The organism is Streptomyces sp. NBC_00996 (assembly GCF_045162675.1).
GTDB lineage: Bacteria > Actinomycetota > Actinomycetes > Streptomycetales > Streptomycetaceae > Streptomyces.
In genome coordinates, this window is the sequence record NZ_CP108723.1 from 9,603,279 (window position 1) to 9,626,712 (window position 23,434).

Consider the following 23,434-nt stretch of genomic DNA (forward strand, 5'->3'; position numbering starts at 1 on the left):
GTTGACGACGCATCGGTGGGGTCCCGGCGCCTGCGGGACCCCACCGATAGCCGGGCCTCAGCTCTGCTGCGGAGCGCTCTTGATCACTGCGAAGCGTGCCCCGTACGGGTCGGCGAGCTTCGCCATGCGGCCCACGCCCTCCAGGTCCGTAGCGGGCATGCGGACCTTCCCGCCCAACTCCTGGGCCTTGCCGACCACCGCGTCCGTATCGGTGACCTCGAAGTACGGCAGCCAGTACGCGCCGGACTCGGCCTCGGTCGGGTCGTCGGCCAGCGGGACGACCCCGCCGAACATGGCCTCCTCCTCGGCCCCCGCGGGGTTGATGCAGGTGTACGTGCCACCCGGGAAGGGCATGGCCGAGGTCTCCCAGCCGAACACGGAGTTGTAGAACGCGGCGGCTGCGGCGATGTCTTGGGTGTACAGCTCCACCCAGCACAGCGAGCCCTGGTCACCGGCCACGTCCAGGCCTTTGGTGCGGCCCGGCTGCCAGATGCCGAAGGGTACGCCCGCCTCGTCGGCGAGGATCGCCATGTGGCCCTCGCCCATCACGTCCATGGGCTGCATGAGCACGCCGCCCTTGGCCTGCTCGGCCGCCTTGGCGGTGGCTTCGGCGTCAGGGGTTTGGAAGTAGACGGTCCAGGAGGGCGGGCCCTGCCCCGGGGTGGTCTGCATACCGCCGGCCACGGTCTTTCCATCGAGCTGGAAGAAGCCGTACCCGCCGGCGTCGGGCCCCGCGGACTGGAACTGCCAGCCGAAGAGGCCTCCGTAGAAGGAGATGGCGCCGTCGATGTCGGATGTGCCGACATCCAGCCAGTTCGGGGCGCCGGTGACAAAACGGGTGGTGAGCATCATTGCCCTCCTTTGAGGGGTCCCGTTGCCTGCACTGCCGAGTCTTGCACCGCCCACTGACAATCGCTGCCGGAGCGCGCGGGCGGGCCGGGATGATGGCAGCGTTCACCCTGGGTCACCGGGTGGGTTTTCTTTGTTGCCGCGCTCCCCGCGCGCCGCCGTGTGCTTCCCCGTCCGGCGGGTCCATCATCAGACGTCGCCGGAGGCCTCGGAACGTGCCGTTGATCGCGCGTTGATCGAACGTTTTTCGCCGCGAGGCACGATCATGCCCATGCACTTGGAAACGATCACTGCGGCCGACATCGCCTGGCAGGAGCAGGCGTTGTGCGCGCAGACGGGGGCCGACTTCTTCTTTCCCGAGCCGGGCAGTTCGGTGCGGGAGGCGAAGCGCATCTGCGGTATGTGCGAGATGCGCTCCGCGTGCCTGGAGTACGCGCTGAACAACGACGAACGCTTCGGGGTCTGGGGCGGCCTCTCAGAGAAGGAGCGCCTCGGCCTACGGCGCACGGAACAGAACTGACAAGGTCGAACCGGGTAGACCCTTCGGCGCACAGAACAGAACTGACCGAACCGGTTAGACCCTCCGGCGCGGATCGCAGGTGGACAGACCCACTCCGTAACACCCGCATCGCACCTCCTCAAGCCGACCGGATGCGGCCATGGCGATGGAGGAGTACTGGTAAGCACGGGTCAGGCGGCGTCGTGTGCGCCGCGCCGGGAGCGAAAGTCGCCCCCGCGCGGGTCGGGCCGGCCCCAGGACACCGCTCGCCGCCGCTCCCTGCCCTGGGCCATGGCGTGGTCGGTCGGCTTCGTGCCGTGGACCGTCGCCGGCCGCCGGGCCCAGAACCTCTACCGGCGGACCGAGCAGGCTCAGGCCGCGACGCATGCGCTCCGCGCGAGCATGCTCACAGACGCTCTCGGTGTTTCGCGGTGCTCGCGCCATCGCCTACGTGGGGCGGTTGAGCCGGTCGCAGTTCGCGCGGGGGCGCACCGACTCTCCCGCTGTTCTCGCCCTGCTCGTTTGACGGCGGGACATCGCCGGGCGGGGCCGCCGTAAATCGATGCGAAGGCCGGGCGGGCGTGCGGTTAGGATCCGGTGCGCACCCGGGCGTGGAGCAGAGGCAGACTCGCCGCCCTCTCAAGGCGGTCACGCCGGTTCGAATCCGGTCGTCCGGGCTGCGTCCGGTCCGCGGGGACCGGGATGCGGGGTCCTGTAGAGCAGAGGCAGACTCGCCGCCTTGGCAAGGCGGATACGCCGGTTCGAATCCGGCCGGGACCACGGCAGCGCATACGTGGGGCGGGGACACATGGGTGACGGCGGGGGGATCACGGAGGACAAGCTGGCGCCACTGCTCGACTGGTTGCGCGGCGGCCGTCCGGCAGGGGAGCGGCTGGACTTCACGGCGGGTACGGCGCTGCCCGACGGCCGGCTCGACCTGTGCAAGCAGGGGATCGAGGCGGAGGGCGCCGCCTTGGTCGCCGAGGCGCTGTCCGCAAGGTCGCAAGGGCCGTCCCCCGTACGCCACTTGCTGCTCGGCACCGACGGGCTCGGCGACGAGGGCGCGGCCGCCTGGCCGCGGGCGCGGACGTCGAGACGCTCTACCTCGGCTGCAACGGCATCACCGCGGGCGGCGCCTGCCGCATCGCCGACAACCTGCGCGCCTCGCCGCGCGTCGTCACCGGCGTGTGGCTCAAGCGCAACCCGCTCGGCAGCGGGGGAGGGCGGGCCGCCGCCGAACTCATCGAGGCCGCACGGTCGCTGCGCACCCTCGACCTCGTGCAGACCGGGCTCGACGCGTCGGGCACGGTCGTCCTGGCCGACGCTCTCCTCGCCGCGGCGGACAAGGGTCGCCGCATCGAGCGGCTGTTCATCGGCGGAAACCGTTCCTAGTACTACAGCCGGACTTCGCGCGGGCCGTCGCCGACAGCACTCGCGTTCCGAGTCGGCGGGCCGGGATTCTGCCTGGTGAGCGTCGCGAGAGTGACCTCGCAGCTGACGAATGGTCAGTTCTGAATGCCTTCGGTGACGCCGCTGACCTGCGGGAACGCGGAAGTCCGGCTGTAGTACTAGAAACTGAGCGGGAGTGAGTCCAGTTTCGGTGATGGTCGGGCGATGGCTGCCGGCGCGATCCTGTGGGGTGGGGCGATGGCTGCCGGCGCCGTCCCCTGAGGTCGGGCGGCGACACCCGACGCCACCTCGTGGGGGCGTGCCTCACTTCCCCGAGGCCGCTTAGCGCGACCCTGTGGCCACGCGATGGCAGTCCATCGCCCGTATGTGGCTGTCGGGCCATTCGCTGCCGCCCTCGGTGATCAGCCAGATCCATTTGTCGGGCTCGGCCGGGGTGATCGGTGGGGCGTATCCGTCGGTGAGCATCACCACGGCGTCCGGACTCACCTCGCAGCGGCGTCCGTTGACCTCCGTGCGCCCCGCCACGTAGTCCGCGACGACCTGGAAGCTCGTGCCGCCTCCGCCGTAGACCCGCCCGCCCGGTTCGAAGGGCATCACCACCGCGTCGAAGGACAGCCAGTGCGCCTCGACCCCGTCGATGCGGCCGACGAGCTCGGTGAGCCAGTGGACCACCCGGTCCGGCATGGAGCCCGAGGTGTCGTACGCGATGACGAGCACCTTGTCGCGCACCGGGCCGCGCCGCGAGAGCATCGGGTCCTGGCCCAGCGCCGCGAGCAGCGCACCCCGCTTCTTCGGGTACACCAACCGCTCACCGTCGCGGAGTCTCGAACCGAGCACGTCCACCAGCCAGCGCTGCCACCAGTCGACCGTGCGGGTCCGCGCGCTCTCGCCGCGCAGCACGCCGGCGCCCAGCTGTCCCCAGATCTTCGTGGCGCGCGCCGAGGCGTCCTCGGTCCGGCCCATCAGGTCCAGCAGCTCCTGCTCCGCACCCGCATGCCCGCGAGCAGCGCGTTGAGCAGCGCGGAGGAGGAGACCTGGTCGACGGTCTCCTGATCGGCGGGTACGTCGGACATGAGATGGACGCACAGCCGCCCGACGAGGACGGGTGGCTGCTTCATCCTCTTCAGCTCGCGGTACACCGTCATGTCGGTCCGGGCGAATTCGTCGTACGCGACCGGCTCCAACCCCTGCGCGAGCAGGCCGACGTGCGGGACGCGGCGCTGGACCAGGTGACGGCGTACGACTAGCGGGTCCCCCTGCGAGGGCCCGGGTGGCGGCGTGCGGGCAGGGGCTCTGCGAGGCCCCCGTCGGCGGCGCGGCAGCGCCGTGACCTGTCAGCCGGCGGCGCGTGCCGCCATGCGGGCCTTGCGGGCCGCGAGCTTCTCGTCGAACTTCGAGGCCTCCGCGTCGAGGCCGCGCATGAAGAGGCCGAGCTCCTCCTGCGCCTGCAGACCCATGGGGCCGAGGCCGTCGATCTCCAGGACCTTGAGGTGGCGCAGTACCGGCTGGATCACGTCGTCGTGGTGGATGCGCATGTTGTAGACCTCGCCGATGGCCATCTGCGCGGCGGCGCGCTCGAAGCCGGGCATGCCGTGACCGGGCATCCGGAAGTTGACGACGACGTCGCGCACGGCCTGCATGGTCAGGTCGGGAGCCAGCTCGAACGCGGCCTTCAAGAGGTTGCGATAGAAGACCATGTGCAGGTTCTCGTCGGTCGCGATGCGCGCCAGCATGCGGTCGCAGACCGGGTCGCCCGACTGGTGACCGGTGTTGCGGTGCGAGATGCGGGTCGCGAGCTCCTGGAAGGCGACGTACGCCACCGAGTGCAGCATCGAGTGGCGGTTGTCCGACTCGAAGCCCTCGCTCATGTGCGCCATGCGGAACGCCTCGAGCTTGTCGGGGTCGACGGCGCGGGAGGCGAGCAGGTAGTCGCGCATCACGATGCCGTGCCGGCCCTCTTCCGCGGTCCAGCGGTGCACCCAGGTGCCCCAGGCGCCGTCACGGCCGAAGAGACTGGCGATCTCGTGGTGGTAGCTCGGCAGGTTGTCCTCGGTGAGGAGATTGACGACCAGCGCGATCCGGCCGATCTCGGTGACCTTGGACTGTTCCTTGTCCCAGGCCTCGCCGTCCTCGAAGATGCCGGGGAAGTTACGGGCGTCGCTGAACGGCACGTACTCGTGCGGCATCCAGTCCTTGGCCACCTTCAGGTGGCGGTTGAGCTCCGTCTCGACCACTTCTTCCAGCGCGTACAGCAGTCGAGCGTCGGTCCAGGCGGCGGACGGGCTGCCGAGGTGGGGAGAAGTGATCGTCACGGGTGCTCCAGGGAGGGGGACGGGGACGTGTGCAACGAGCGGGGACGGAACTTACGGCATCGTAGGCTACGTATCCGTAGGTTACGACACCGTAGGTTAAGTTCGCTGTAAAGACTGCTGATCAGCGGGGGTCCCCGGGGTGCAGCGCACACCCCGGGCGCACGCCGGACCCCCAGGTCCCGGAGCCGAACGAGCACGCGATCACCCGATCAGACGTACAACTCCCGGAGTCGGACCGAGAGACATGTCACACAGCCTTCGAGTTTCTCGAACTCGCTGATGTCCACGAGGACCGGTTCGTGGCCGAGGTCCGCGAGCAGCTCCGCCGTCTTCGGGGCGCTCGCGGCCATCAGCAGCTTTGCGCCGCCCAGGAGCACGACGTGCGCCCCGGACTCCTCCGGTACCGGCAGGAAGCGCGGGAACAGCGACGGCGTGTCCACCAGCGGCTCGTGTCCGATGACCGTGCCGTCGGGCAGCGCGGTGACCGCGGACTTCAGGTGCAGCACCTTGCTCACCGGCACGGCGACGACCCGCGCCCCGAGCGGCTCGAAGGCCGCCCGCAGCTGCTGGACCCCGGCCGCGTTGGTGCGCCCGCCGCGGCCCACGTACACCGTGTCGCCGACCTTCAGGATGTCACCGCCGTCGAGGGTGCCCGGCTCCCAGACCCAGTTCACCGAGCAGCCCAGGCGGGCCACGGCCTCCTCGACCCCGGCGGTCTCGCCGCGCCGCGACTCCGCGCCGGGGCGGGAGATCAGCGCGACATTGCGGAAGACGACCACCGTGTCCTCGACGAACACCGAGTCCGGGCAGTCGTCGGCCGCGTCCACCTCGACGGTCTCCCAGCCGTGCGTGCGCAGTGCCTCCGCGTACGCCTCCCACTGCTCGACCGCCAGGTCGACGTCCACCTTCTCGCGCTCGATGTGCGTCACCAGCCCCTCGGCGAGGCGGGGGCTGGGTCGGCGGACGAGCGCTTTCTGGCTGGGCACGGGTGGGTCTCCGAATCGGCAGGGGGTGTCGGCGCACATCATGCAGCGCAGGTCGCGCGCGCAAAAGCCCCCGGCCTGACGTCGGGCAACACCTGAACCCCGACGCTAGGCGGCTCCCGGGCCCCGCACTAGGCGGAATACCCGACAGTTTCCGGAGCGATTTCTTTCAGTTCTCCTCCTTCCAGGATGAGCCAACGCGTGATTCCGAGGGACTCCAGGAACGCCATGTCGTGGCTGGCGACGATCAGCGCTCCCTCGTACGACTCCAGGGCGGTCGTGAGCTGCCGGACGCTCGCCATGTCGAGGTTGTTCGTCGGCTCGTCGAGCATCAGGAGCTGCGGCGCGGGCTCGGCCAGCATCAGCGCGGCCAGTGCCGCCCGGAAGCGTTCACCGCCGGAGAGGGTCGCCGCGCGCTGGTCGGCCTTCGCGCCCTTGAACAGGAAGCGGGCCAGCCGCGCCCGGATCCGGTTGTTCGTGGCGGCAGGCGCGTACCGGGCCACGTTCTCGGCGACGGTCAGCTCGTCGTCGAGGACATCGAGCCGCTGCGGCAGGAAGCGCAGCGGCACATGGGCCCGCGCGTCGCCGGACACCGCGCCCAGTTCCCCGGCGATCGTGCGCAGCAGCGTGGTCTTGCCCGCGCCGTTGCGTCCGATCAGCGCGATCCGTTCGGGGCCGCGCAGGTCGAACACGCCGTCCACGCGGGCGCCGTAGCGCAGCTCCAGGTTCTCGAGTGTGAGGACGGTGCGACCCGGCGGCACGGCCGTGTACGGCAGGTCGACGCGGATCTCGTCGTCGTCCCGTACGGCCTCCACCGCGTCGTCGAGACGCTCCTTCGCCTCGGCGAGCCTCCCCTCGTGCATGATGCGGTGCTTGCCCGCGGACTCCTGGGCGGCGCGCTTTCGTGCCCCCATGACGATCTTCGGCTCGCGCTTCTGCTCGAACATCTTCTGGCCGTACCGCTTGCGGCGGGCCAACTTGACCTGGGCTTCGACGAGTTCGCGCTTCTGTTTCTTCAGGTCGGCCTCGGCGACGCGCACCATGCGCTCCGCCGCCTCCTGCTCGCCGGCGAGCGCCTCCTCGTACGCGGAGAAGTTGCCGCCGAACCAGGTCACCTCGCCGTTGCGCAGATCCGCGATCTGGTCGACCAGGTCCAGGAGTTCTCGGTCGTGGCTGACCACGACCATCACTCCGGACCAGGACCCGACGGCCGCGTACAGGCGCCGCCGTGCGTACAGGTCGAGGTTGTTGGTGGGCTCGTCCAGCAGGAGTACGTCGGGTCGGCGCAGCAGGAGTGCGGCCAGACGCAGCAGCACCGACTCGCCGCCCGAGACCTCACCGACGGTGCGGTCCAACTCGATGTGCCCGAGCCCGAGTTCGCCGAGCGTCGCCAGTGCCCGCTCCTCGACGTCCCAGTCGTCGCCCACGACGTCGAAGTGCTCCTCGGCCACGTCGCCCGCCTCGATGGCGTGCAGCGCGGCGCGGGTGGCGGCGATGCCGAGCGCCTCATCGACCCGCAGACCGGTGTCGAGCGTGACGTTCTGTGGCAGATGGCCGACCTCGCCCGCGACCCGGACCGTGCCGTCGGCCGGGGTGAGCTCTCCGGAGATCAGCTTCAACAGCGTTGACTTTCCTGATCCGTTGATGCCGACGAGGCCTGTCCTGCCGGGGCCGAAGGCGACCTGGAGGTCGTCGAAGACGGCGGTGCCGTCGGGCCAGGCGAAGGAGAGGGCGGTACAGGTGATGGAGGTGGGGAAGGTAGACATGAGGGCCTCGCGGTTGCTGGATGCGGTCGGGGGTACACGCTCGAGACACCGCGGGGCGACGACGATCAGGTCGGAGGGCAGCCGTCCAGAAGGACAGCAGAAAAGCCCTGCACCGGAGGACGGCTCGTACGCCGAGGTCGCACGCTGCGCACACGGAGGCCAGGAAGAGCTGGCTGTGTGTGACGCGGTGTCTCAGACCTCAGACGAGCAACGTCCTTCTCCAATCGACGGCAACAGGACCGCTATGCACCGTAGGGGCGGCTCCGGAGGCTGTCAAAGGATTAACGTGACCCCCTCGACCCGAAGGAGATCCCGTGCCGAACGGCTCGCTCTCGCTGCCCGCCCGGCTCTACCTCCTGGCCTGGGACACCAGCAGGCTCAAGGTCACCGGCGCGACCCATCTCCACCACCTGGTGCGCGCCGGCGCTCTCACCGAGCTGGCGCAGCGCGGACTGCTGATCGACGAGAACGGCATCGTCACCCCTGTCGACGCCGACTCCCGCACGGGCGACGTCGTCCTCGACGGACTCCTGGAACTCGTCGCGGAGTCCCGGCCGCGAAAGTGGAAGGCATGGGTGACGATGCGGGCGCGCGTCACCCTGGACGCCGTGCGCGCGCAGCTGGCGGCCGACGGATACCTCCGGGCGGAGAAGAAGCGCGTCCTCGGCCTCTTCCCCTCCGTGGAGTACGAGCTGGAGCGGGTGCCCGCCGTGGACGCACTGCACACCGAGGCCCGGCAGGTACTCCAAGGCCCGCTCCCCGTCTCCGAGATCTCCGACCGCGACGCGGCCCTCGTCGCCCTCGCCGCCGCGGCCGAACTCCGCACCCTCGCACCCGCCAAGGACCGCGAGTTCCACAAGACACGCCTCGAAGACCTGACCGATCGCAGCGGCGCGGCGGCTCCGGCCCTGAAGAAGGTCCTCCAGGAAGTGCGCACGGCGGTGATCGTGGCGACGACTGCGTCGGCTACGGGGGCGGCTGCCGGGGGCTGAGGGGCGCGCACCCTCGCGCACCCCAGCCTGGCTGGATTTCGCCCATCCCGGCGTCCGCCGCCCATGTGCACGTCGTTTTCCTGCCAGTCCGCCCACCCCGCCCCATGCTTGGCTCATCCCCATGACGAACCCCGAATCCCCCCGCACGGAACCGAGTTCCCTGCGTGAAACCGCGCTCGCCTTTCGTGCCCTGCACGTGCCCGGTCGGCCCCTCGTTCTGCCGAATGTGTGGGACGCCATGAGTGCCCGGATCGTGGAGGAGGCGGGCGCGAGCGCGGTGGCGACGACCAGCGCGGGCCTCGCGTGGGTGTGGGGTGCGGCGGACGGGGACCGGCTCGACAGGGACGGGGCCCTCGGCGCGGTCGGGCGGATCGCCGCGGTGGTCCGGGTGCCGGTCAGCGCGGACATCGAGAGTGGCTACGCGCAGGACGCCCAGGGGGTCGCGGACACGATCCGCGCGGTGCTCGCGGCGGGCGCGGTGGGCGTCAACATCGAGGACGCGCTCCACGGCGGCTCCGACGGCGGCGCGCCGCTGCGCCCGATCGCCGAGCAGGCGGAGCGCATCGCGGCGGCCCGCGCGGCCGCCGACACGGCCGGAGTACCGCTGTACGTGAACGCCCGCATCGACACCTATCTGCGGGGCGCCGGCAAGATCGAGGAAACCCTGGAGCGAGCCGCCGCCTTCCTCGCCGCCGGAGCCGACGGTGTCTTCGTGCCCGGAGCCGTCGATCCGGTGACCGTCAAGACACTCGTCGGGGGCATCGAAGGCCCGCTGAACGTCATGGTGGGCCCCGGCGCGCCGTCCGTCGCCGAACTGGCCGCCCTCGGGGTCGCACGGATCAGCGCCGGTTCGGGCATCGCGCAGGCAGCACACGCCGTGGTCCGCCGTGCCGCGCGGGAGCTGCTGGACGCGGGGACCTACGAATCGCTGACCGACGGACTCGACTACGCCGAGCTCAACGCCCTGATGGGCAGAAGCGGCTGAGGACGGGAACCCCGCTCAACAGGCACCCGGCCTCAACAGGCGCCCCGCTCAGCACGTACCCCGCATGAGCTCCGCCAGGTCGTGGTCCAGGTCCACCTGGAGGTGCTCGAGGCCGACGGGCACCAGCTCCGTCGTGCACTGCAGGAACCGCCGCAACTCGCCCGAGCGCACATGCACCACGGCGGTGCCCTCGGGGGCGTGGAACTCCAGAACGGTGCGGTCGTAGCCGTACGGCCGCACCCGGACGTCGCCCCGGCCCACCGACTCCTCGAGCCCTGACGTGAGCAGCTCGCGGGCGAAGGTCCAGCAGACCTCCACGCCTTCCAGCGTGGCCGGCGCGGGGAAGGTCATACGGACCGCGAAGGGATCGCTCCGGTCGTAGTGGAGCGTTGCGGGAATGCTCGGCATCCGCGGCGCGGCGGCGACGAGGCGGGCCTCTACGGGCTGCTCGATGACGGTGGACAACGCCTTGCTCCCTTGTGACGGCTGGACGAACTCCGGGCGGATGAGGCCGGTCAATTGAAGAGACGTAGAAATGAGCCACTGCGTGCACCTGAAACTGGAGTGACCTCTGTCACCGCGTTCATGCACGGTGGTGATCCATGTCTCGTCCCGTCGTCTTCGGACATCCGAGAGGACACTCGGTCGGGGCCCCGAGGTTCCCGGGATCGCCATCTGGACGGCACCGGGGGAGTGGGCTAGCTTCGCCCGCCATGAGGGGCTTGGGGAACACGAGACGTAGGAGTCGGATGGTCACCGTGGGACTGTGCGCGGCCGCGCTCGCCGCCACACTCACGGCACCCGCGCAGGCGCACGAGCCGGCGAAGGCGCCGCACTGGGAGCTCAAGGACGGCGGCACGGACGCAAGGTTCCGCGGCCTGTCGGCCGTCAGCCGGGACACGGCCTGGGTGGCCGGCTCCAAGGGCGCCGTGCTGCGCACCACCGACGGGGGTGCGAAATGGCGCAGCGTATCCCCGCCCGGCGGCGCGGACCTGGAGTTCCGCGACATCGAGGCGTTCGACGCGCGGCGCGCCGTGGTCCTGGCCATCGGCGAGGGCGAGGCCTCCCGCGTCCTGCGCACGGACGACGGCGGCGCGACCTGGACGGAGTCCTTCCGCAACACCGACACGAAGGCCTTCTACGACTGCCTCACCTTCTTCGACCGGCGCCACGGCCTGGCGATGAGCGACCCGGTGGACGGCAGGTTCCGCATCCTGTCGACCAGTGACGGCGGCCGCTCCTGGAAGGTGCTGCCCAGCGACTCGATGCCCGCGGCTCAGGACGGCGAGGCGGGCTTCGCGGCGAGCGGGCAGTGCCTGGTGACGTCGGGGCCGCATGATGTGTGGCTGGCCACCGGCGGGGGCGCACGCGCGCGCGTGCTGCATTCCTCGGACCGGGGACTGACGTGGACCGCCACCGACACGCCGATCCCGGCCGGCGACCCGGCGCGCGGCGTCTTCGCCCTCGCCTTCCGCGACCGCGCCCACGGCCTCGCGGTCGGCGGCGACTACCGTGCCGACCAGGCCTCACCCCAGGCCGCAGCGCTGACCCCCGACGGCGGCCGCACCTGGACGTCCGCCACCCAGCCCCCGCCCGCCTACCGCTCGGGCCTGACCTGGCTCCCGCACAGCCGCACCGCCGCGCTCGCGGTCGGCCCCACCGGCACCGACCTGACGACGGACGGCGGCCGCACCTGGCGCACCGTGGACACCGGTTCGTACGACACCGTGGACTGCACCCCCGACCTGGGGTGCTGGGCCTCCGGCGAGAAGGGACGGGTGGCCCGCCTGGAGCGCTGACCCGTGCGGTGTACGCCGCGATGCGGGGTACTCGGGCCGCGCAAGGCAGTGACCGCGAAAGGAAGTGATCAGCCGTGCCACGCGGTTCGAGCCCCAAACGGGAACGCCAGTACGAGCACATCAAGGAGAGCGCACTCGACCGTGGTGAGAGCGAGCGGCGAGCCGAGGAGATCGCCGCGCGGACGGTGAACAAGGAGCGCGCCCGGTCCGGCGAGTCGAAGACCGCCAGCCGTACGTCCACTCAGGACATGTCGTCCGGCAAGCGGGGCGGTCAGCGCTCGCACAAGGGCTCCCAGGGGCCCACTTACGACCAGCTGTACGAGGAGGCCAAGCGGCGCAACATCCACGGCCGCTCGGACATGAACAAGAGCGAGCTGAAGCGCGCCCTCGGCGGCGAGTGAACCGCGCTGGCCCGATTCAACCGAGCGTCTCGCGGTACCGCTCCAGGGCCGGCGCCGTCTTGGTCGCCACGAACTCGGTGATGCGGTAGGCGCACACATCCGCGGTGACGAGCGGGTCGCCCGCGGCGATCTCCTCGATCCGCGCCCGGTCCTCCGTGACGGCGAGAATCACTCCGCCGTCGCGGGGGCTCTTGCGCCCGGACGCCAGGAAGATCCCCGCGGCGTACTGCTCGTCGAGCCACGCGACATGTGCTTCCAGAGCGGCGTCGACCGCTTCGAGCGGCGCGGTGTAGGTCAACTCCAGTACGAACATGATCGCGAGCCTACCGTTCCTAGAAACCGAGCGGGAGTGAGTCCAATTTCCAGAACTCATGCTCAGCCGTGTGCCCCGAACGGTGTTGGGCACGCTGGTCGCCCGCGTTCGCTCCGCTGCCGGGCGGCAAGGAGCTGCAGTTCCCCACCCCTGTCCGACCGGCCCGTTCCGCGGCCTCTACGCTCGTCTCCACCATGACGACCGTAAGGATTCCCGCGGGTTGGCCCGCCACCGAAGAGCAAGCCCGTGCCGTGCAGGACGAGTTGCGGGAGCGGGTGGTGCTCGACGAGCCGGGGCCGCCGCCCGGCACCGGCCGGGTGACGGGGGTCGACGTCGCCTACGACGACGAGCGGGACGTCGTCGCCGCCGCAGCCGTCGTGCTCGACGCGGCCACCCTCGATGTCGTCGCCGAGGCCACCGCCGTCGGCCAGGTCTCCTTCCCGTACGTTCCGGGGCTGCTTGCCTTCCGTGAGATCCCGATCGTCCTGGCCGCGCTCGAGGCCTTGCCCTGCGGGCCGGGCCTCGTCGTCTGCGACGGCTACGGCCTGGCCCACCCGCGCCGCTTCGGCCTCGCCAGCCACCTCGGCGTCCTCACCGGACTCCCCACCATCGGCGTCGCCAAGACCCCCTTCACCTTCTCGTACGAGGAGCCCGGCGCCGGGCGCGGCAGCGCGTCCCCGCTCCTCGCGGACGGCCGCGCGGGTGCCGAGGAGGTCGGCCGCGCGCTGCGCACGCGGGACGGCGTCAAGCCCGTCTTCGTGTCGGTCGGCCACCGGGTGAACCTCGACAACGCGTGCGCACACACGCTCGCGCTCACCCCGAAGTACCGCCTTCCGGAGACCACCCGGCGCGCGGACTCCCTCTGCAGGCGGGCCCTCCAGGAGGCAACACCCTGACCGCCCCTCCGTCGACGGAGCAGGCCTTCTGAGTACCCGTTCTGAGTAGTCGTACGGATGCGAGGGCACCCTCATGATCGGCAGGCTGTGCCGCATGACGACGCACCGTGCCCCGAAGCCCGCCGCCCACCCCACCCAGCCCGTCGAACGGGCGGTGACGGCCGCGCTGGTCCTCGCCGTGATCGCTGGACTCGCCTGGATAGGCGGGATGATCTACACGGTCTCGGGATGGTCGTTCTGAAGCCCGGCCATCCCGAGAATCCGGACCATGTCGACTAGCGCGTGGCCGCGACGCGGAAGACGATCCCGGCCTTGCGGAGGCGTTCCATCAGCGCATCCCCCATCGCCACCGCCGTCGTGACCTGACCGGACGTTTTCGGCAGGTCGTCGAAGGCGAGGGACAGTGCCGACTCCGCGAGCATCTTGGCGGTCTCGTCGTAGCCCGGGTCACCGCCCGCGACCTCGGTGAAGACGCGCCGCCCGCCGCCCTCTCCGACGAACCGCACCGAGAACCAGCTCTTGGCGCGTCGCGAGGCGCTCGGCCCGTCCCCGGGCTTGAGCCGGTCGGACAACCAGCAGCGCGCGGGCGGCAGTTGGGCCGCCGCGAAGACCGCGCCGACCGCCGCGACCCCGCCCGCCGCGAACGGCAGTCGTTCGACGGCCGCGTAGTGGCGGTAGCGGAAGTCGGGCCCGTAGCGCTCCAGCGCCCGCGCGGACCGCTGCACCACCTGAGCGTCGATCGTGGGCAGCGGCAGTGCCCAGGCCCCGACCTCCTTGGCGAACCGCGGAGCGCTCAGCGGTGCCTCCGCGCGTCGGGCCATCAGCCTCGGCTCATGGCGTTTGCGGTCCCGCGCCGCGGCGAGCATGTGCCGCCCGCGTGCGAACTGGTTGAGCGCCGAGGCGAAGGTGCCGCCCGAGAACATCGCCTGGGTGCGTACATATCCGTCGACCCTGAGCGGCACGCCCTCGGGCAGCTGCCGCACGGTGAAGTACGCGCCCAGGTCGTGCGGAATCGAGTCGAAGCCGCAGGAGTGCACCAGGCGCGCCCCCGTCTCCCGCGCGCGGGCGTCGTGCCGGACATACATCAGGTCCACGAACTCGGGCTCGCCGGTGAGGTCCACGTAGTCGGTACCGGCGTCCGCGCAGGCGGCGACCAGTTCCTCGCCGTACGTGATGTACGGCCCCACCGTTGTGGCCACCACGCGCGCGTGGCGCGCGAGTTCGCGCAGCGACTCGGGATCGGCCACGTCGGCCAGCAGCACACCGGGGGCGCCGGCCAGCCGCTCCCGCAGCCGTTCCAGCTTCTCCACGCTGCGCCCCGCGATCGCCCAGCGCAGCCCCTCGGGCTGGTGCGCCGCGAGGTACTCCGCGGTGAGTTCCCCGACGAACCCCGTGGCTCCGAAAAGCACGATGTCGTACGTGCGGTCCGTCCCGTTCGGCCTGCTCATGACACCCTCCCCCACTCTCGGCTGCGCTCGAGCGGGAGGTACCCCCACAGCGCGCGCGAAGCGCCGTTGTCGGTGGCTGAGGCTAGCGTGAGGTACGAGCAGGCGAACGACGAGGTCGGACGAAGAGGTCGGAGGAGCCGTGGCCGTGCCGAATAACGCCCTGAAAAAGTGGGAGAAGGTGCGCGAGTTCGCCCTCGGCCTGCCCGGCGCCGCGGAGGAGTTCCCCTGGGGCGAGACCGTCGCAAAGGTCAACAAGAAGGTGTTCGTCTTCCTCGGCCTCGACGACGGCAGCTATCCGCTCGGCGTCACTCTGAAGCTCAAGGACGAGGCCGCGCACGCCCATGCCCTCGCCTCACCCGGCGCCGAGCCCGCCGGATACGGCCTCGGCAGGTCGGGCTGGGTGCGCATACCCCTGGAGGAGCGGGACGCTCCGGCCGCGGAGCTGCTGTGCGACTGGGTCGAGGAGAGCTACCGGACGATCGCGCCGAAGAAGCTGATCGCCGAGCTGGACGGGCGCTGACACGCCCCGTTTCGCCCCTCCTCATCCTGATTCGCACCGGGAATTTAACTAAGCGCTTGCTCGTCAAGGGCTTGCCCGGTGTGGAACACGTTCTTAACATCGCTGATGTCACATCAGTAGTGTCACAGTGCTGGGGGCTTGATGGCAGTGGCAGGGACGCCAGGGCACGGCCCGCTCGTCGGGGTGCGCGTCGTCGAGCTGGCGGGCATCGGCCCCGGCCCGTTCGCCGCCATGCTCCTCGCCGACCTCGGCGCGGACGTCGTCCGCGTGGACAGGCCCGGTGGGGCCGGGCTCGCGATCAACCCGGAGTACGACATCACCAACCGCAACAAGCGGTCCGTGATCATCGACCTCAAGACCCAGGACGGTCAGGACCGCGTCCTCGACCTGGTCGAACGCGCCGACATCCTCATCGAGGGCTACCGCCCCGGCGTCGCCGAGCGCCTCGGTGTGGGCCCCGAGAGCTGCCACGTCCGCAACCCGAAACTTGTCTACGGGCGGATGACCGGCTGGGGCCAGGAGGGTCCGCTCGCCCAGCGCGCCGGGCACGACATCGCGTACATCGCCCTCACCGGCACCCTCGGCATGATCGGCAGGCCGGACGAGCCGCCCACGGTCCCCGCGAACCTCGTCGGCGACTACGCGGGCGGCTCGCTCTACCTCGTCGTCGGGATCCTCGCCGCGCTCCACCACGCGCGCGCGAGCGGCGCCGGACAGGTCGTGGACGCGGCCATCGTCGACGGCGCCGCGCACCTCGCCGCGATGATCCACGGCATGTTCGCCGCCGGCGGCTGGCAGGACCGGCGCGGCGCCAACCTCCTGGACGGCGGCTGCCCCTACTACGGGACGTACGAGACGGCCGACGGCCAGTACATGGCGGTGGGCGCCCTGGAGCAGCAGTTCTACGACGAGTTCGTGGAACTCCTCGGCATCGAGGAGATGGCCTCCGCCCGCAAGGACCTGGCCCGCTGGGGCGAGCTGCGCGAGACCGTCGCCGCCCGCTTCAAGACCCGTACGAGAGACGAGTGGACCGCGGTCTTCGAGGGCTCCGACGCGTGCGTGGCGCCGGTCCTGTCGCTGCGCGAGGCGCCCGCCCATCCGCATCTCGCCGCCCGCGGCACCTTCGTCGACCACGGTGGCATCACCCAGCCGGCCCCCGCGCCCCGCTTCTCCCTCTCCCGCACCGCCGTCCGCAGTGGTCCCGCCCAACCGGGCGCCGACACCGCGGACGTGGCACGCGACTGGGGCGTACCCGACCTGTTGAAAGACGGCGAACCGATGAAGGACGGCAATTGATGGAGCTCTCCCTCCCGCTCGACTACGCGGGCGATCCCCGGCAGGCGGCCGACGAGGTCGCCGCGCTGGAATCCGCGGGCCTGGACGCCGTCTGGGTCGCCGAGGCCTACGGCTTCGACTCACCCACGATCATGGGCTATCTTGCCGCCCGCACCGAGCGCATGAAGATCGGCGCCGCGATCCTCAACGTCTACTCGCGCACTCCCGCGCTGATCGCCCAGACGGCCGCCGGGCTCGACGCGATCTCCGGAGGACGAGCCATCATCGGGCTCGGTGCCTCCGGCCCGCAGGTCGTCGAGGGCTGGCACGGGAAGGCGTACGACAAGCCGCTCGGCCGCACCCGCGAAGCCATCGAGCTGACCCGCCGCATCCTGCGCCGCGAGGTCATCGACCACCACGGCATCACCGACATGCCCCGCCTCGGCGGCCTCGGCAAGCCCCTGAAGATCCTCACCGAGCCCGTACGGCCCGAAGTACCTCTGTACGTCGCCTCGCTGGGCCCCGCCAACGTCCGTATGACCGCCGAGGTCGCCGACGGCTGGCTGCCCACCCTGTTCCTCCCGGAGAAGGCCCACCAGGTGTGGGGCACCGCGTTGGCGGACGGCGCCGCACGCCGGGACCCGGCCCTTGGCCCACTGCGGACCGTCGCGGGCGGACTGCTCGCCATCGGCGAGGACGCGGCGGCCGTGCGGGACCTCGCGCGGCCCAAAATCGCCCTCTATGTAGGCGGCATGGGCGCGCCCGGCAAGAACTTCTACAACGACCTCGCGGTGGCGTACGGCTACGAGAAGGAAGCCCGGCTCATCCAGGAGCTGTACCTCTCCGGGCGGAAGAAGGAGGCCGAGGCCGCCGTGCCGGACGAGTTCTGCGAGCTGATGTCGCTGTGTGGACCCGAGAGCTACGTCCGCGAGCGTGTCGAGGCCTTCCGGGAGGCCGGGGTGACGATGCTCAACGTCATCCCCGTCGGGCCGGAACCCGCCAGGCTCGTCGAGACCGTCAAGAGCTGGCTCTAGGAAGGCGTTTCCCCGTATGAACTCCAGGAGGGCGTTTCCCGCATGAAGCGGCAGATCTTCACCGCCGAGCACGACGCGTTCCGCGAGACCGTGCGCACCTTCCTCGCCAAGGAGGTGCTGCCCCACTACGAGCAGTGGGAGATGGACGGCATCGTCTCGCGCGACGCCTGGCGGGCGGCAGGGAAGCAGGGGCTGCTCGGGCTCGCCGTTCCCGAGGAGTACGGAGGCGGCGGCAACCCGGACTTCCGGTACAGCGCTGTCCTCGCCGAGGAGTTCACGCGCGCGGGGACCCCAGGGCTCGCCCTCGGACTGCACAACGACATCATCGGGCCATACCTGACGGACCTGGCCTCCGAGGAGCAGAAGCGGCGCTGGCTGCCCGGTTTCTGTGACGGCTCGCTGATCACGGCGATCGCCATGACCGAACCCGGTGCCGGGTCCGACCTCCAAGGCATCAAGACGCATGCCGAGGACAAGGGCGACCACTGGCTGCTCAACGGCTCCAAGACCTTCATCTCCAACGGCATCCTGGCCGACCTCGTGATCGTGGTCGCGAAGACGACGCCCGAAGGCGGCGCTCACGGGCTGTCGCTGCTCGTCGTCGAGCGCGGTATGGAAGGCTTCGAGCGCGGCCGCAACCTCGACAAGATCGGCCAGAAGTCCCAGGACACGGCCGAGCTGTTCTTCAACGACGTGCGCGTCCCCAAGGAGAACCTGCTCGGCAAGCCGAACGGCGCCTTCGTCCATCTGATGACGAACCTCGCGCAGGAGCGCATGGGCATCGCCGTCGCCGGCATCGCGGCCGCCGAGTACCTGCTGGAGATCACCACCGCATACGTCAAGGAGCGCGAGGCCTTCGGGCGGTCGCTCTCCAAGCTTCAGCACATCCGCTTCGAGATAGCCGAGATGGCCACCGAGTGCGCCGTCACCCGCGCGTTCCTCGACCGTTGCGTCGTCGATCACTCGAACGGGGAACTCGACGCGGTGCACGCCTCGATGGCCAAGTGGTGGGCCACCGAACTGCAGAAGCGGGTCGCCGACCGCTGCCTCCAACTGCACGGCGGGTACGGCTACATGACGGAGTACCGCGTCGCCAGGGCCTTCACCGACGGACGCATCCAGACCATTTACGGCGGGACCACCGAGATCATGAAGGAGATCATCGGCCGTTCCCTGCTCGGCTGACCCTCACAGCCCGGCTCAGCCCTCCCGGCTCTCTTGAAAGGCTTACCAGTGAGCACCGAAGCGTACGTGTACGACGCGATCCGCACCCCGCGCGGCCGCGGCAAGGCGAACGGCGCCCTGCACGGCACCAAGCCCATCGACCTGGTCGTCGGGCTCATCCACGAGGTCCAGCGCCGTTTCCCGGGCCTCGACCCGGCCGCGATCGACGACATCGTCCTCGGCGTCGTCGGCCCGGTCGGCGACCAGGGCTCCGACATCGCCCGCATCGCCGCGGTCGCCGCTGGACTGCCCGACACGGTCGCCGGCGTCCAGGAGAACCGCTTCTGTGCCTCCGGTCTGGAAGCGGTCAACATGGCGGCGATGAAGATCCGTTCGGGCTGGGAGGACCTCGTCCTCGCGGGCGGCGTCGAGTCGATGTCGCGCGTGCCGATGGCCTCGGACGGCGGCGCCTGGTTCGCCGACCCGATGACCAACATGGCCACCAACTTCGTGCCGCAGGGCATCGGCGCCGACCTCATCGCCACCATCGAGGGCTTCTCTCGGCGGGATGTCGACGAGTACGCGGCCCTGTCCCAGGAGCGCGCTGCCGCCGCCTGGAAGGACGGGCGCTTCGACAAGTCCGTCGTCCCCGTCAAGGACCGCAGCGGGCTCGTCGTTCTCGACCACGACGAGCACCTGCGCCCCGGTACCACCGCCGACTCGCTCGCCAAGCTGAAGCCGTCGTTCGCCGACATCGGCGACCTGGGCGGATTCGACGCCGTGGCGCTGCAGAAGTACCACTGGGTCGAGGAGATCGACCACGTCCACCACGCCGGCAACTCCTCCGGCATCGTCGACGGCGCCTCCCTCGTCGCCATCGGCTCGAAGGAGGTCGGCGAGCGTCACGGACTCACCCCGCGCGCGCGGATCGTCTCCGCGGCCGTCTCCGGCTCCGAGCCCACCATCATGCTCACCGGGCCCGCGCCCGCGACCCGCAAGGCGCTCGCCAAGGCCGGGCTGACCATCGACGACATCGACCTCGTGGAGATCAACGAGGCCTTCGCCGCGGTCGTCCTGCGGTACGCGCGGGACATGGGCCTGTCCCTGGACAAGGTCAACGTCAACGGCGGGGCGATCGCGCTCGGCCACCCGCTCGGCGCGACCGGCGCGATGATCCTCGGCACCCTCGTCGACGAGCTGGAGCGCCAGGACAAGCGCTACGGCCTCGCCACCCTGTGCGTGGGCGGCGGCATGGGCATCGCCACGATCGTCGAGCGCGTCTGACCTTTCCCGACGGATACACGGATCAACGGAGCACCCCTGATGAGCACTGAGTCCACCACCATCCGCTGGGAACAGGACGAGACCGGCGTCGTCACCCTCGTCCTCGACGACCCCAACCAGTCCGCCAACACCATGAACCAGGCCTTCAAGGACTCGATCGCGGCGATCGCCGAGCGCGCCGAGGCCGAGAAGGACTCCATTCGCGGCATCATCTACACCTCCGCGAAGAAGACCTTCTTCGCGGGCGGTGACCTCAAGGACATGATCCAGGCCGGGCCGGAGGACGCCCAGCAGGCATTCGACACCGGTACGGCCATCAAGTCCTCCCTGCGCCGCATCGAAACCCTGGGCAAGCCGGTCGTCGCCGCCATCAACGGCGCGGCCCTCGGCGGCGGTTACGAGATCGCCCTCGCCTCCCACCACCGCATCGCCCTCGACGCGCCCGGATCCAAGATCGGCCTGCCCGAGGTCACCCTCGGTCTGCTGCCCGCCGGCGGCGGCGTCACCCGCACCGTCCGGCTGATGGGCATCACGGACGCCCTGCTGAAGGTGCTGCTCCAGGGCACCCAGTACTCCCCGAAGCGGGCCCTGGAGAACGGCCTCGTGCACGACTTGGCGGCGACCCCCGAGGAGATGCTCGCCAAAGCGCGCGCCTTCATCGACGCCAACCCCGAGTCGCAGCAGCCCTGGGACAAGCCGGGCTACAAGATCCCGGGCGGCACGCCGTCGAACCCGAAGTTCGCCGCCAATCTGCCGGCCTTCCCGGCCAACCTGAGGAAGCAGCTGAACGGCGCCCCCTACCCGGCCCCGCGCAACATCATGGCGGCCGCCGTCGAGGGCTCGCAGGTCGACTTCGAGACCGCGCTGACCATCGAGGCGCGCTACTTCACCGAGCTGGTCACCGGACAGACCTCGAAGAACATGATCCAGGCGTTCTTCTTCGACCTCCAGGCGGTCAACTCCGGCGCCAACCGGCCCAAGGGCGTCGAGCCCCGCCCGGTCCGCAGGGTCGCCGTCCTCGGCGCCGGGCTGATGGGCGCGGGCATCGCCTACTCGTGTGCCCACGCCGGCATCGACGTCGTCCTCAAGGACGTGTCCGCGGAGGCGGCGGCCAAGGGGAAGGCCTACTCCGAGAAGCTCTGCGCGAAGGCGGTCTCCCGAGGGCGTACCAGCCAGGACAAGGCCGACGCCCTCCTTGCCCGCATCACGCCCACCGCCGACCCGAACGACCTGGCCGGCTGCGACGCCGTGATCGAGGCCGTCTTCGAGGACACCGCACTCAAGCACAAGGTGTTCCAGGAGATCCAGAACATCGTCGAGCCGGACGCGCTGCTGTGCTCCAACACCTCGACCCTGCCGATCACCGTGCTCGCCGAGGGTGTGGACCGGCAGGACGACTTCATCGGGCTGCACTTCTTCTCGCCCGTCGACAAGATGCCGCTTGTCGAGATCATCAAGGGCGAGCGCTCCGGCGACGAGGCACTGGCGCGCGCCTTCGACCTGGTACGGCAGATCAAGAAGACCCCGATCGTCGTCAACGACTCGCGCGGCTTCTTCACCTCCCGCGTCATCGGTCACTTCATCAACGAGGGCGTCGCGATGGTCGGCGAGGGCATCGAGCCCGCGTCCGTCGAGCAGGCCGCTGCCCAGGCCGGCTACCCGGCCAAGGTCCTGTCCCTGATGGACGAGCTCACGCTCACCCTGCCGCGCAAGATCCGCAAGGAGTCGAGGCAGGCCGTCGAGGAGGCGGGCGGCACCTGGCAGACGCACCCGGCCGAGGAGGTCATCGACCGCATGGTCGACGAGTTCGGCCGCACCGGGCGCAGCGGCGGCGCGGGCTTCTACGAGTACGGCGAGGACGGCAAGCGCGGCAAGCTGTGGCCGGGGCTGCGCGAGCGTTTCACCAAGCCGGGCTACGAGATCCCGTTCAAGGACATGCAGGAGCGCATGCTCTTCTCCGAGGCGCTGGACACCGTCCGGCTCCTGGAGGAAGGCGTGCTGACCTCCGTCGCGGACGCCAACATCGGATCCATCTTCGGGATCGGGTTCCCCGGCTGGACCGGCGGTGTGCTGCAGTACATCAACGGGTACGACGGTGGGCTGTCCGGTTTCGTGGCACGCGCGCGTGAACTCGCCGAGCGCTATGGGGAGCGGTTCACGCCGCCCGCCCTGCTCGTCGAGAAGGCGGAGAAGGGCGAGCGGTTCAGCGACAAGTAGCGACAGGACCGGCAGAACCTCGGGGGCGCGTGCCGTATCGCCGAGTGGTATGAGGGGCTTGCTCCGTGGGAGCGGGGACCGGACGCCGACCCGCGAACCGGTACTCGCCCCCACCGAGGCCGTCTCCAGGACCCAGGAGCCGTCCGGCCTCGTCTCCACCCTCCTCTACGTGGTCGACGAGGGCAGCGGCTTGCTGACCGGCCAGACCCTCAATGTGGCGGGCGGATCCGCCTACTTGTGAGGGTTTTCTGTACGTACGCCGGTGCCGCAACCGGATGCACCCCGCCCACGTCCTAGTGCCGCGTCAGCCAAGGTTCGCCCCGTCGCGACGCCCGGCACGCTCCCCCACTGCCTCAAGGGCGTGGGAGGTGCCCCCACTCGCCGCATCGGCCGAAAGCCCCAGTACGTCCAGTACGAGGACTTCCGGCCGGCACTCCCCCAGCCTTCGGCCGGGGGGACCCCCAGAGCACGCACCGGACGCCGCTCCTTGACGGGCAAACCTTGGCTGACGCGGCACTAGGCTCCCGTAGATCATGATCACGCCAACGGAGGGGCCGTACGTGCGGTGCACCACCAAGCGAGTGCTGCGAGGAGCCGGAGTCGGCGTTCTCGTCCTGTCGCTCGCGCTCACGGGATGCCAGGGCAAGAAGCACAAGAAGAAGAGCCGGGGGTACTCGTCCACCTCCCGCAGCCGCGCCAACGGCGGTTCGACGAGCGGCGGGTCGCTGACCGGGGCCCAGCAGGCGCGGTCCGTGCTGCCGCCCGCCGACAGCATGCCCACCGCCCTGCGGACGGTCACCGAGGCGCTCTCCAGCCGCGCCAAGGCGCCCACGATCTGCAAGGACCCGTCCTCCAAGTGCAGGAACGCCGTGGCGCACGGTGACGTCGGCTACAGCGGCACCCGCGCCGGCGAGGGCGCCCGCTTCCAGGTCATCGTGTACCGCAACGCGAATGCCGCCTCGAAGGCGTTCAAGGCCTGGGACATCTACGCTCGCAACCGCACCAGTACGCTCCAGGTGCTCAACACCCCGACGTACGACGCCGGAAGCGTCACCTTCCAGTACAAGTCCGTCGCCAAGGAGCACACCCAGGAGACGGTGATCCTCCAGGGGAAGTACATCGGCACCCTGGAGCATCGCGCCGACACCAACTCGGCCCGGTCGGGGGCCTCCGGCGCACTGACCGGCCTCGCCCGGATGTACGCCGAGCGGCTGCGGCAGCTCGCGGCCGGCGACACACCCACCGCATCGGCGGCGGGGCTGAAGGTCTCGTAGAGCAGGGGGAGTG

At 70.4% G+C, this 23,434-nt stretch carries 23 protein-coding genes, 2 tRNA genes and 2 pseudogenes; 18 read left to right on the plus strand and 9 right to left on the minus strand.

All coding sequences use genetic code 11. The features are described from left to right. Positions 1–57: 57 nt before the first annotated feature. Positions 58–849 (minus strand): VOC family protein, encoded by a 792-nt coding sequence (locus OG390_RS44370; protein WP_406178234.1) that lies wholly within the window; start codon positions 847–849, stop codon positions 58–60. A 271-nt stretch (positions 850–1,120) separates the two neighbouring features. Here OG390_RS44370 and OG390_RS44375 point away from each other — a divergent pair, with 271 nt between their 5' ends. The 4 genes from OG390_RS44375 (at position 1,121) to OG390_RS44390 (ending at position 2,740) form a co-directional block, all read left to right on the plus strand. Beyond that, positions 1,121–1,369 (plus strand): WhiB family transcriptional regulator, encoded by a 249-nt coding sequence (locus OG390_RS44375; protein WP_399094051.1) that lies wholly within the window; start codon positions 1,121–1,123, stop codon positions 1,367–1,369. A gap of 584 nt (positions 1,370–1,953) precedes the next feature. Further along, a tRNA-Glu gene (locus tag OG390_RS44380) sits at positions 1,954–2,025 on the plus strand. 31 nt (positions 2,026–2,056) lie between these two features. Then, positions 2,057–2,128: transfer RNA gene (locus OG390_RS44385), tRNA-Ala, on the plus strand. A gap of 159 nt (positions 2,129–2,287) precedes the next feature. Next, the gene (locus OG390_RS44390; RefSeq protein ID WP_406175947.1) at positions 2,288–2,740 is read left to right on the plus strand and encodes a hypothetical protein; all 453 of its coding nucleotides are present in this window, start codon (positions 2,288–2,290) and stop codon (positions 2,738–2,740) included. Between the two features lie 339 nt (positions 2,741–3,079). Here OG390_RS44390 and OG390_RS44395 read toward each other — a convergent pair. From OG390_RS44395 to OG390_RS44415, 5 genes and pseudogenes are all read right to left on the minus strand, one after another. Next, positions 3,080–3,957, minus strand: a pseudogene (locus tag OG390_RS44395) (hypothetical protein); the annotation flags it as partial. A gap of 135 nt (positions 3,958–4,092) precedes the next feature. After that, the gene (locus tag OG390_RS44400; protein WP_406175949.1) at positions 4,093–5,070 is read right to left on the minus strand and encodes an acyl-ACP desaturase; all 978 of its coding nucleotides are present in this window, start codon (positions 5,068–5,070) and stop codon (positions 4,093–4,095) included. Between the two features lie 209 nt (positions 5,071–5,279). After that, complete coding sequence (gene ddaH, locus OG390_RS44405; protein ID WP_406175950.1) at positions 5,280–6,056, minus strand: dimethylargininase; 777 nt, start codon at positions 6,054–6,056, stop codon at positions 5,280–5,282. 128 nt (positions 6,057–6,184) lie between these two features. After that, entirely contained in the window at positions 6,185–7,240 is a 1,056-nt protein-coding gene (locus tag OG390_RS44410) for an ATP-binding cassette domain-containing protein (protein ID WP_406178236.1), read from the minus strand. A gap of 30 nt (positions 7,241–7,270) precedes the next feature. Continuing rightward, positions 7,271–7,723: pseudogene (locus OG390_RS44415) on the minus strand (ATP-binding cassette domain-containing protein); the annotation flags it as partial. 410 nt (positions 7,724–8,133) lie between these two features. Between OG390_RS44415 and OG390_RS44420 the strand changes: the two are divergent. After that, positions 8,134–8,811: a GPP34 family phosphoprotein gene (locus OG390_RS44420; protein WP_406175952.1), complete on the plus strand. Its 678-nt coding sequence runs from the start codon at positions 8,134–8,136 to the stop codon at positions 8,809–8,811. Positions 8,812–8,932: 121 nt separating this feature from the next. Beyond that, on the plus strand, positions 8,933–9,796 hold the full coding sequence (locus tag OG390_RS44425) for an isocitrate lyase/phosphoenolpyruvate mutase family protein (protein WP_406175953.1): 864 nt from the start codon (positions 8,933–8,935) through the stop codon (positions 9,794–9,796). A 48-nt stretch (positions 9,797–9,844) separates the two neighbouring features. Here the strand turns inward: OG390_RS44425 and OG390_RS44430 are convergent, their stop codons facing one another. Next, positions 9,845–10,261 (minus strand): SsgA family sporulation/cell division regulator, encoded by a 417-nt coding sequence (locus OG390_RS44430; protein WP_406178238.1) that lies wholly within the window; start codon positions 10,259–10,261, stop codon positions 9,845–9,847. 284 nt (positions 10,262–10,545) lie between these two features. On the opposite strand from OG390_RS44430, the gene OG390_RS44435 reads away from it, so the two are divergent. Together OG390_RS44435 and OG390_RS44440 are read left to right on the plus strand one after the other, a co-directional pair. Continuing rightward, the gene (locus OG390_RS44435) at positions 10,546–11,595 is read left to right on the plus strand and encodes a WD40/YVTN/BNR-like repeat-containing protein (protein WP_406175955.1); all 1,050 of its coding nucleotides are present in this window, start codon (positions 10,546–10,548) and stop codon (positions 11,593–11,595) included. Positions 11,596–11,669: 74 nt separating this feature from the next. Continuing rightward, on the plus strand, positions 11,670–11,996 hold the full coding sequence (locus OG390_RS44440; protein WP_399094083.1) for a plasmid stabilization protein: 327 nt from the start codon (positions 11,670–11,672) through the stop codon (positions 11,994–11,996). Between the two features lie 16 nt (positions 11,997–12,012). Here OG390_RS44440 and OG390_RS44445 read toward each other — a convergent pair whose 3' ends face one another. After that, positions 12,013–12,309, minus strand: coding sequence for a YciI family protein (locus tag OG390_RS44445; RefSeq protein WP_406175957.1), 297 nt, complete (start codon positions 12,307–12,309; stop codon positions 12,013–12,015). A 194-nt stretch (positions 12,310–12,503) separates the two neighbouring features. Between OG390_RS44445 and OG390_RS44450 the strand changes: the two genes are divergently transcribed. Both OG390_RS44450 and mmpA read left to right on the plus strand, forming a co-directional pair. Then, positions 12,504–13,205 (plus strand): endonuclease V, encoded by a 702-nt coding sequence (locus tag OG390_RS44450; RefSeq protein ID WP_406175958.1) that lies wholly within the window; start codon positions 12,504–12,506, stop codon positions 13,203–13,205. 94 nt (positions 13,206–13,299) lie between these two features. Continuing rightward, on the plus strand, positions 13,300–13,446 hold the full coding sequence (gene mmpA, locus OG390_RS44455; RefSeq protein ID WP_406175960.1) for a morphogenic membrane protein MmpA: 147 nt from the start codon (positions 13,300–13,302) through the stop codon (positions 13,444–13,446). Positions 13,447–13,480: 34 nt separating this feature from the next. On the opposite strand, the gene OG390_RS44460 is transcribed toward mmpA, so the two are convergent. Next, on the minus strand, positions 13,481–14,653 hold the full coding sequence (locus OG390_RS44460; protein WP_406175961.1) for a saccharopine dehydrogenase family protein: 1,173 nt from the start codon (positions 14,651–14,653) through the stop codon (positions 13,481–13,483). A 139-nt stretch (positions 14,654–14,792) separates the two neighbouring features. On the opposite strand from OG390_RS44460, the gene OG390_RS44465 reads away from it, so the two are divergent. The 8 genes from OG390_RS44465 (at position 14,793) to OG390_RS44500 (ending at position 23,421) form a co-directional block, all read left to right on the plus strand. Next, positions 14,793–15,173 (plus strand): MmcQ/YjbR family DNA-binding protein, encoded by a 381-nt coding sequence (locus tag OG390_RS44465; protein ID WP_406175962.1) that lies wholly within the window; start codon positions 14,793–14,795, stop codon positions 15,171–15,173. Between the two features lie 141 nt (positions 15,174–15,314). Then, entirely contained in the window at positions 15,315–16,469 is a 1,155-nt protein-coding gene (locus OG390_RS44470; RefSeq protein ID WP_406175964.1) for a CaiB/BaiF CoA transferase family protein, read from the plus strand. Beyond that, positions 16,469–17,482 (plus strand): LLM class F420-dependent oxidoreductase, encoded by a 1,014-nt coding sequence (locus OG390_RS44475; protein ID WP_406175966.1) that lies wholly within the window; start codon positions 16,469–16,471, stop codon positions 17,480–17,482. The genes OG390_RS44470 and OG390_RS44475 overlap by 1 nt, the downstream gene beginning before the upstream one ends. A 42-nt stretch (positions 17,483–17,524) precedes the next feature. After that, on the plus strand, positions 17,525–18,667 hold the full coding sequence (locus tag OG390_RS44480) for an acyl-CoA dehydrogenase family protein (protein ID WP_406175968.1): 1,143 nt from the start codon (positions 17,525–17,527) through the stop codon (positions 18,665–18,667). A 48-nt stretch (positions 18,668–18,715) separates the two neighbouring features. Beyond that, positions 18,716–19,930, plus strand: a complete 1,215-nt coding sequence (locus tag OG390_RS44485; RefSeq protein ID WP_406175969.1) for an acetyl-CoA C-acetyltransferase — start codon at positions 18,716–18,718, stop codon at positions 19,928–19,930. A gap of 39 nt (positions 19,931–19,969) precedes the next feature. Beyond that, complete coding sequence (locus OG390_RS44490) at positions 19,970–22,147, plus strand: 3-hydroxyacyl-CoA dehydrogenase NAD-binding domain-containing protein (protein ID WP_406175971.1); 2,178 nt, start codon at positions 19,970–19,972, stop codon at positions 22,145–22,147. Positions 22,148–22,196: 49 nt separating this feature from the next. Further along, on the plus strand, positions 22,197–22,388 hold the full coding sequence (locus OG390_RS44495) for a hypothetical protein (protein ID WP_406175973.1): 192 nt from the start codon (positions 22,197–22,199) through the stop codon (positions 22,386–22,388). Between the two features lie 292 nt (positions 22,389–22,680). Then, the gene (locus OG390_RS44500; RefSeq protein WP_406175975.1) at positions 22,681–23,421 is read left to right on the plus strand and encodes a hypothetical protein; all 741 of its coding nucleotides are present in this window, start codon (positions 22,681–22,683) and stop codon (positions 23,419–23,421) included. Positions 23,422–23,434: the final 13 nt, after the last annotated feature.

What these genes read in the sequence shown, in the direction of transcription:
- OG390_RS44370 (WP_406178234.1), bottom strand. Translation starts at nt 849, where the DNA reads ATGCTCACCACCCGTTTTGTCACCGGCGCCCCGAACTGGCTGGATGTC.
- OG390_RS44375 (WP_399094051.1), top strand. Translation starts at nt 1,121, where the DNA reads ATGCACTTGGAAACGATCACTGCGGCCGACATCGCCTGGCAGGAGCAG.
- OG390_RS44410 (WP_406178236.1), bottom strand. Translation starts at nt 7,240, where the DNA reads ATGGTCGTGGTCAGCCACGACCGAGAACTCCTGGACCTGGTCGACCAG.
- OG390_RS44425 (WP_406175953.1), top strand. Translation starts at nt 8,933, where the DNA reads ATGACGAACCCCGAATCCCCCCGCACGGAACCGAGTTCCCTGCGTGAA.
- OG390_RS44435 (WP_406175955.1), top strand. Translation starts at nt 10,546, where the DNA reads ATGGTCACCGTGGGACTGTGCGCGGCCGCGCTCGCCGCCACACTCACG.
- OG390_RS44445 (WP_406175957.1), bottom strand. Translation starts at nt 12,309, where the DNA reads ATGTTCGTACTGGAGTTGACCTACACCGCGCCGCTCGAAGCGGTCGAC.
- OG390_RS44450 (WP_406175958.1), top strand. Translation starts at nt 12,504, where the DNA reads ATGACGACCGTAAGGATTCCCGCGGGTTGGCCCGCCACCGAAGAGCAA.
- mmpA (WP_406175960.1), top strand. Translation starts at nt 13,300, where the DNA reads ATGACGACGCACCGTGCCCCGAAGCCCGCCGCCCACCCCACCCAGCCC.
- OG390_RS44460 (WP_406175961.1), bottom strand. Translation starts at nt 14,653, where the DNA reads ATGAGCAGGCCGAACGGGACGGACCGCACGTACGACATCGTGCTTTTC.
- OG390_RS44470 (WP_406175964.1), top strand. Translation starts at nt 15,315, where the DNA reads ATGGCAGTGGCAGGGACGCCAGGGCACGGCCCGCTCGTCGGGGTGCGC.
- OG390_RS44475 (WP_406175966.1), top strand. Translation starts at nt 16,469, where the DNA reads ATGGAGCTCTCCCTCCCGCTCGACTACGCGGGCGATCCCCGGCAGGCG.
- OG390_RS44480 (WP_406175968.1), top strand. Translation starts at nt 17,525, where the DNA reads ATGAAGCGGCAGATCTTCACCGCCGAGCACGACGCGTTCCGCGAGACC.
- OG390_RS44490 (WP_406175971.1), top strand. Translation starts at nt 19,970, where the DNA reads ATGAGCACTGAGTCCACCACCATCCGCTGGGAACAGGACGAGACCGGC.
- OG390_RS44495 (WP_406175973.1), top strand. Translation starts at nt 22,197, where the DNA reads ATGAGGGGCTTGCTCCGTGGGAGCGGGGACCGGACGCCGACCCGCGAA.
- OG390_RS44500 (WP_406175975.1), top strand. Translation starts at nt 22,681, where the DNA reads ATGATCACGCCAACGGAGGGGCCGTACGTGCGGTGCACCACCAAGCGA.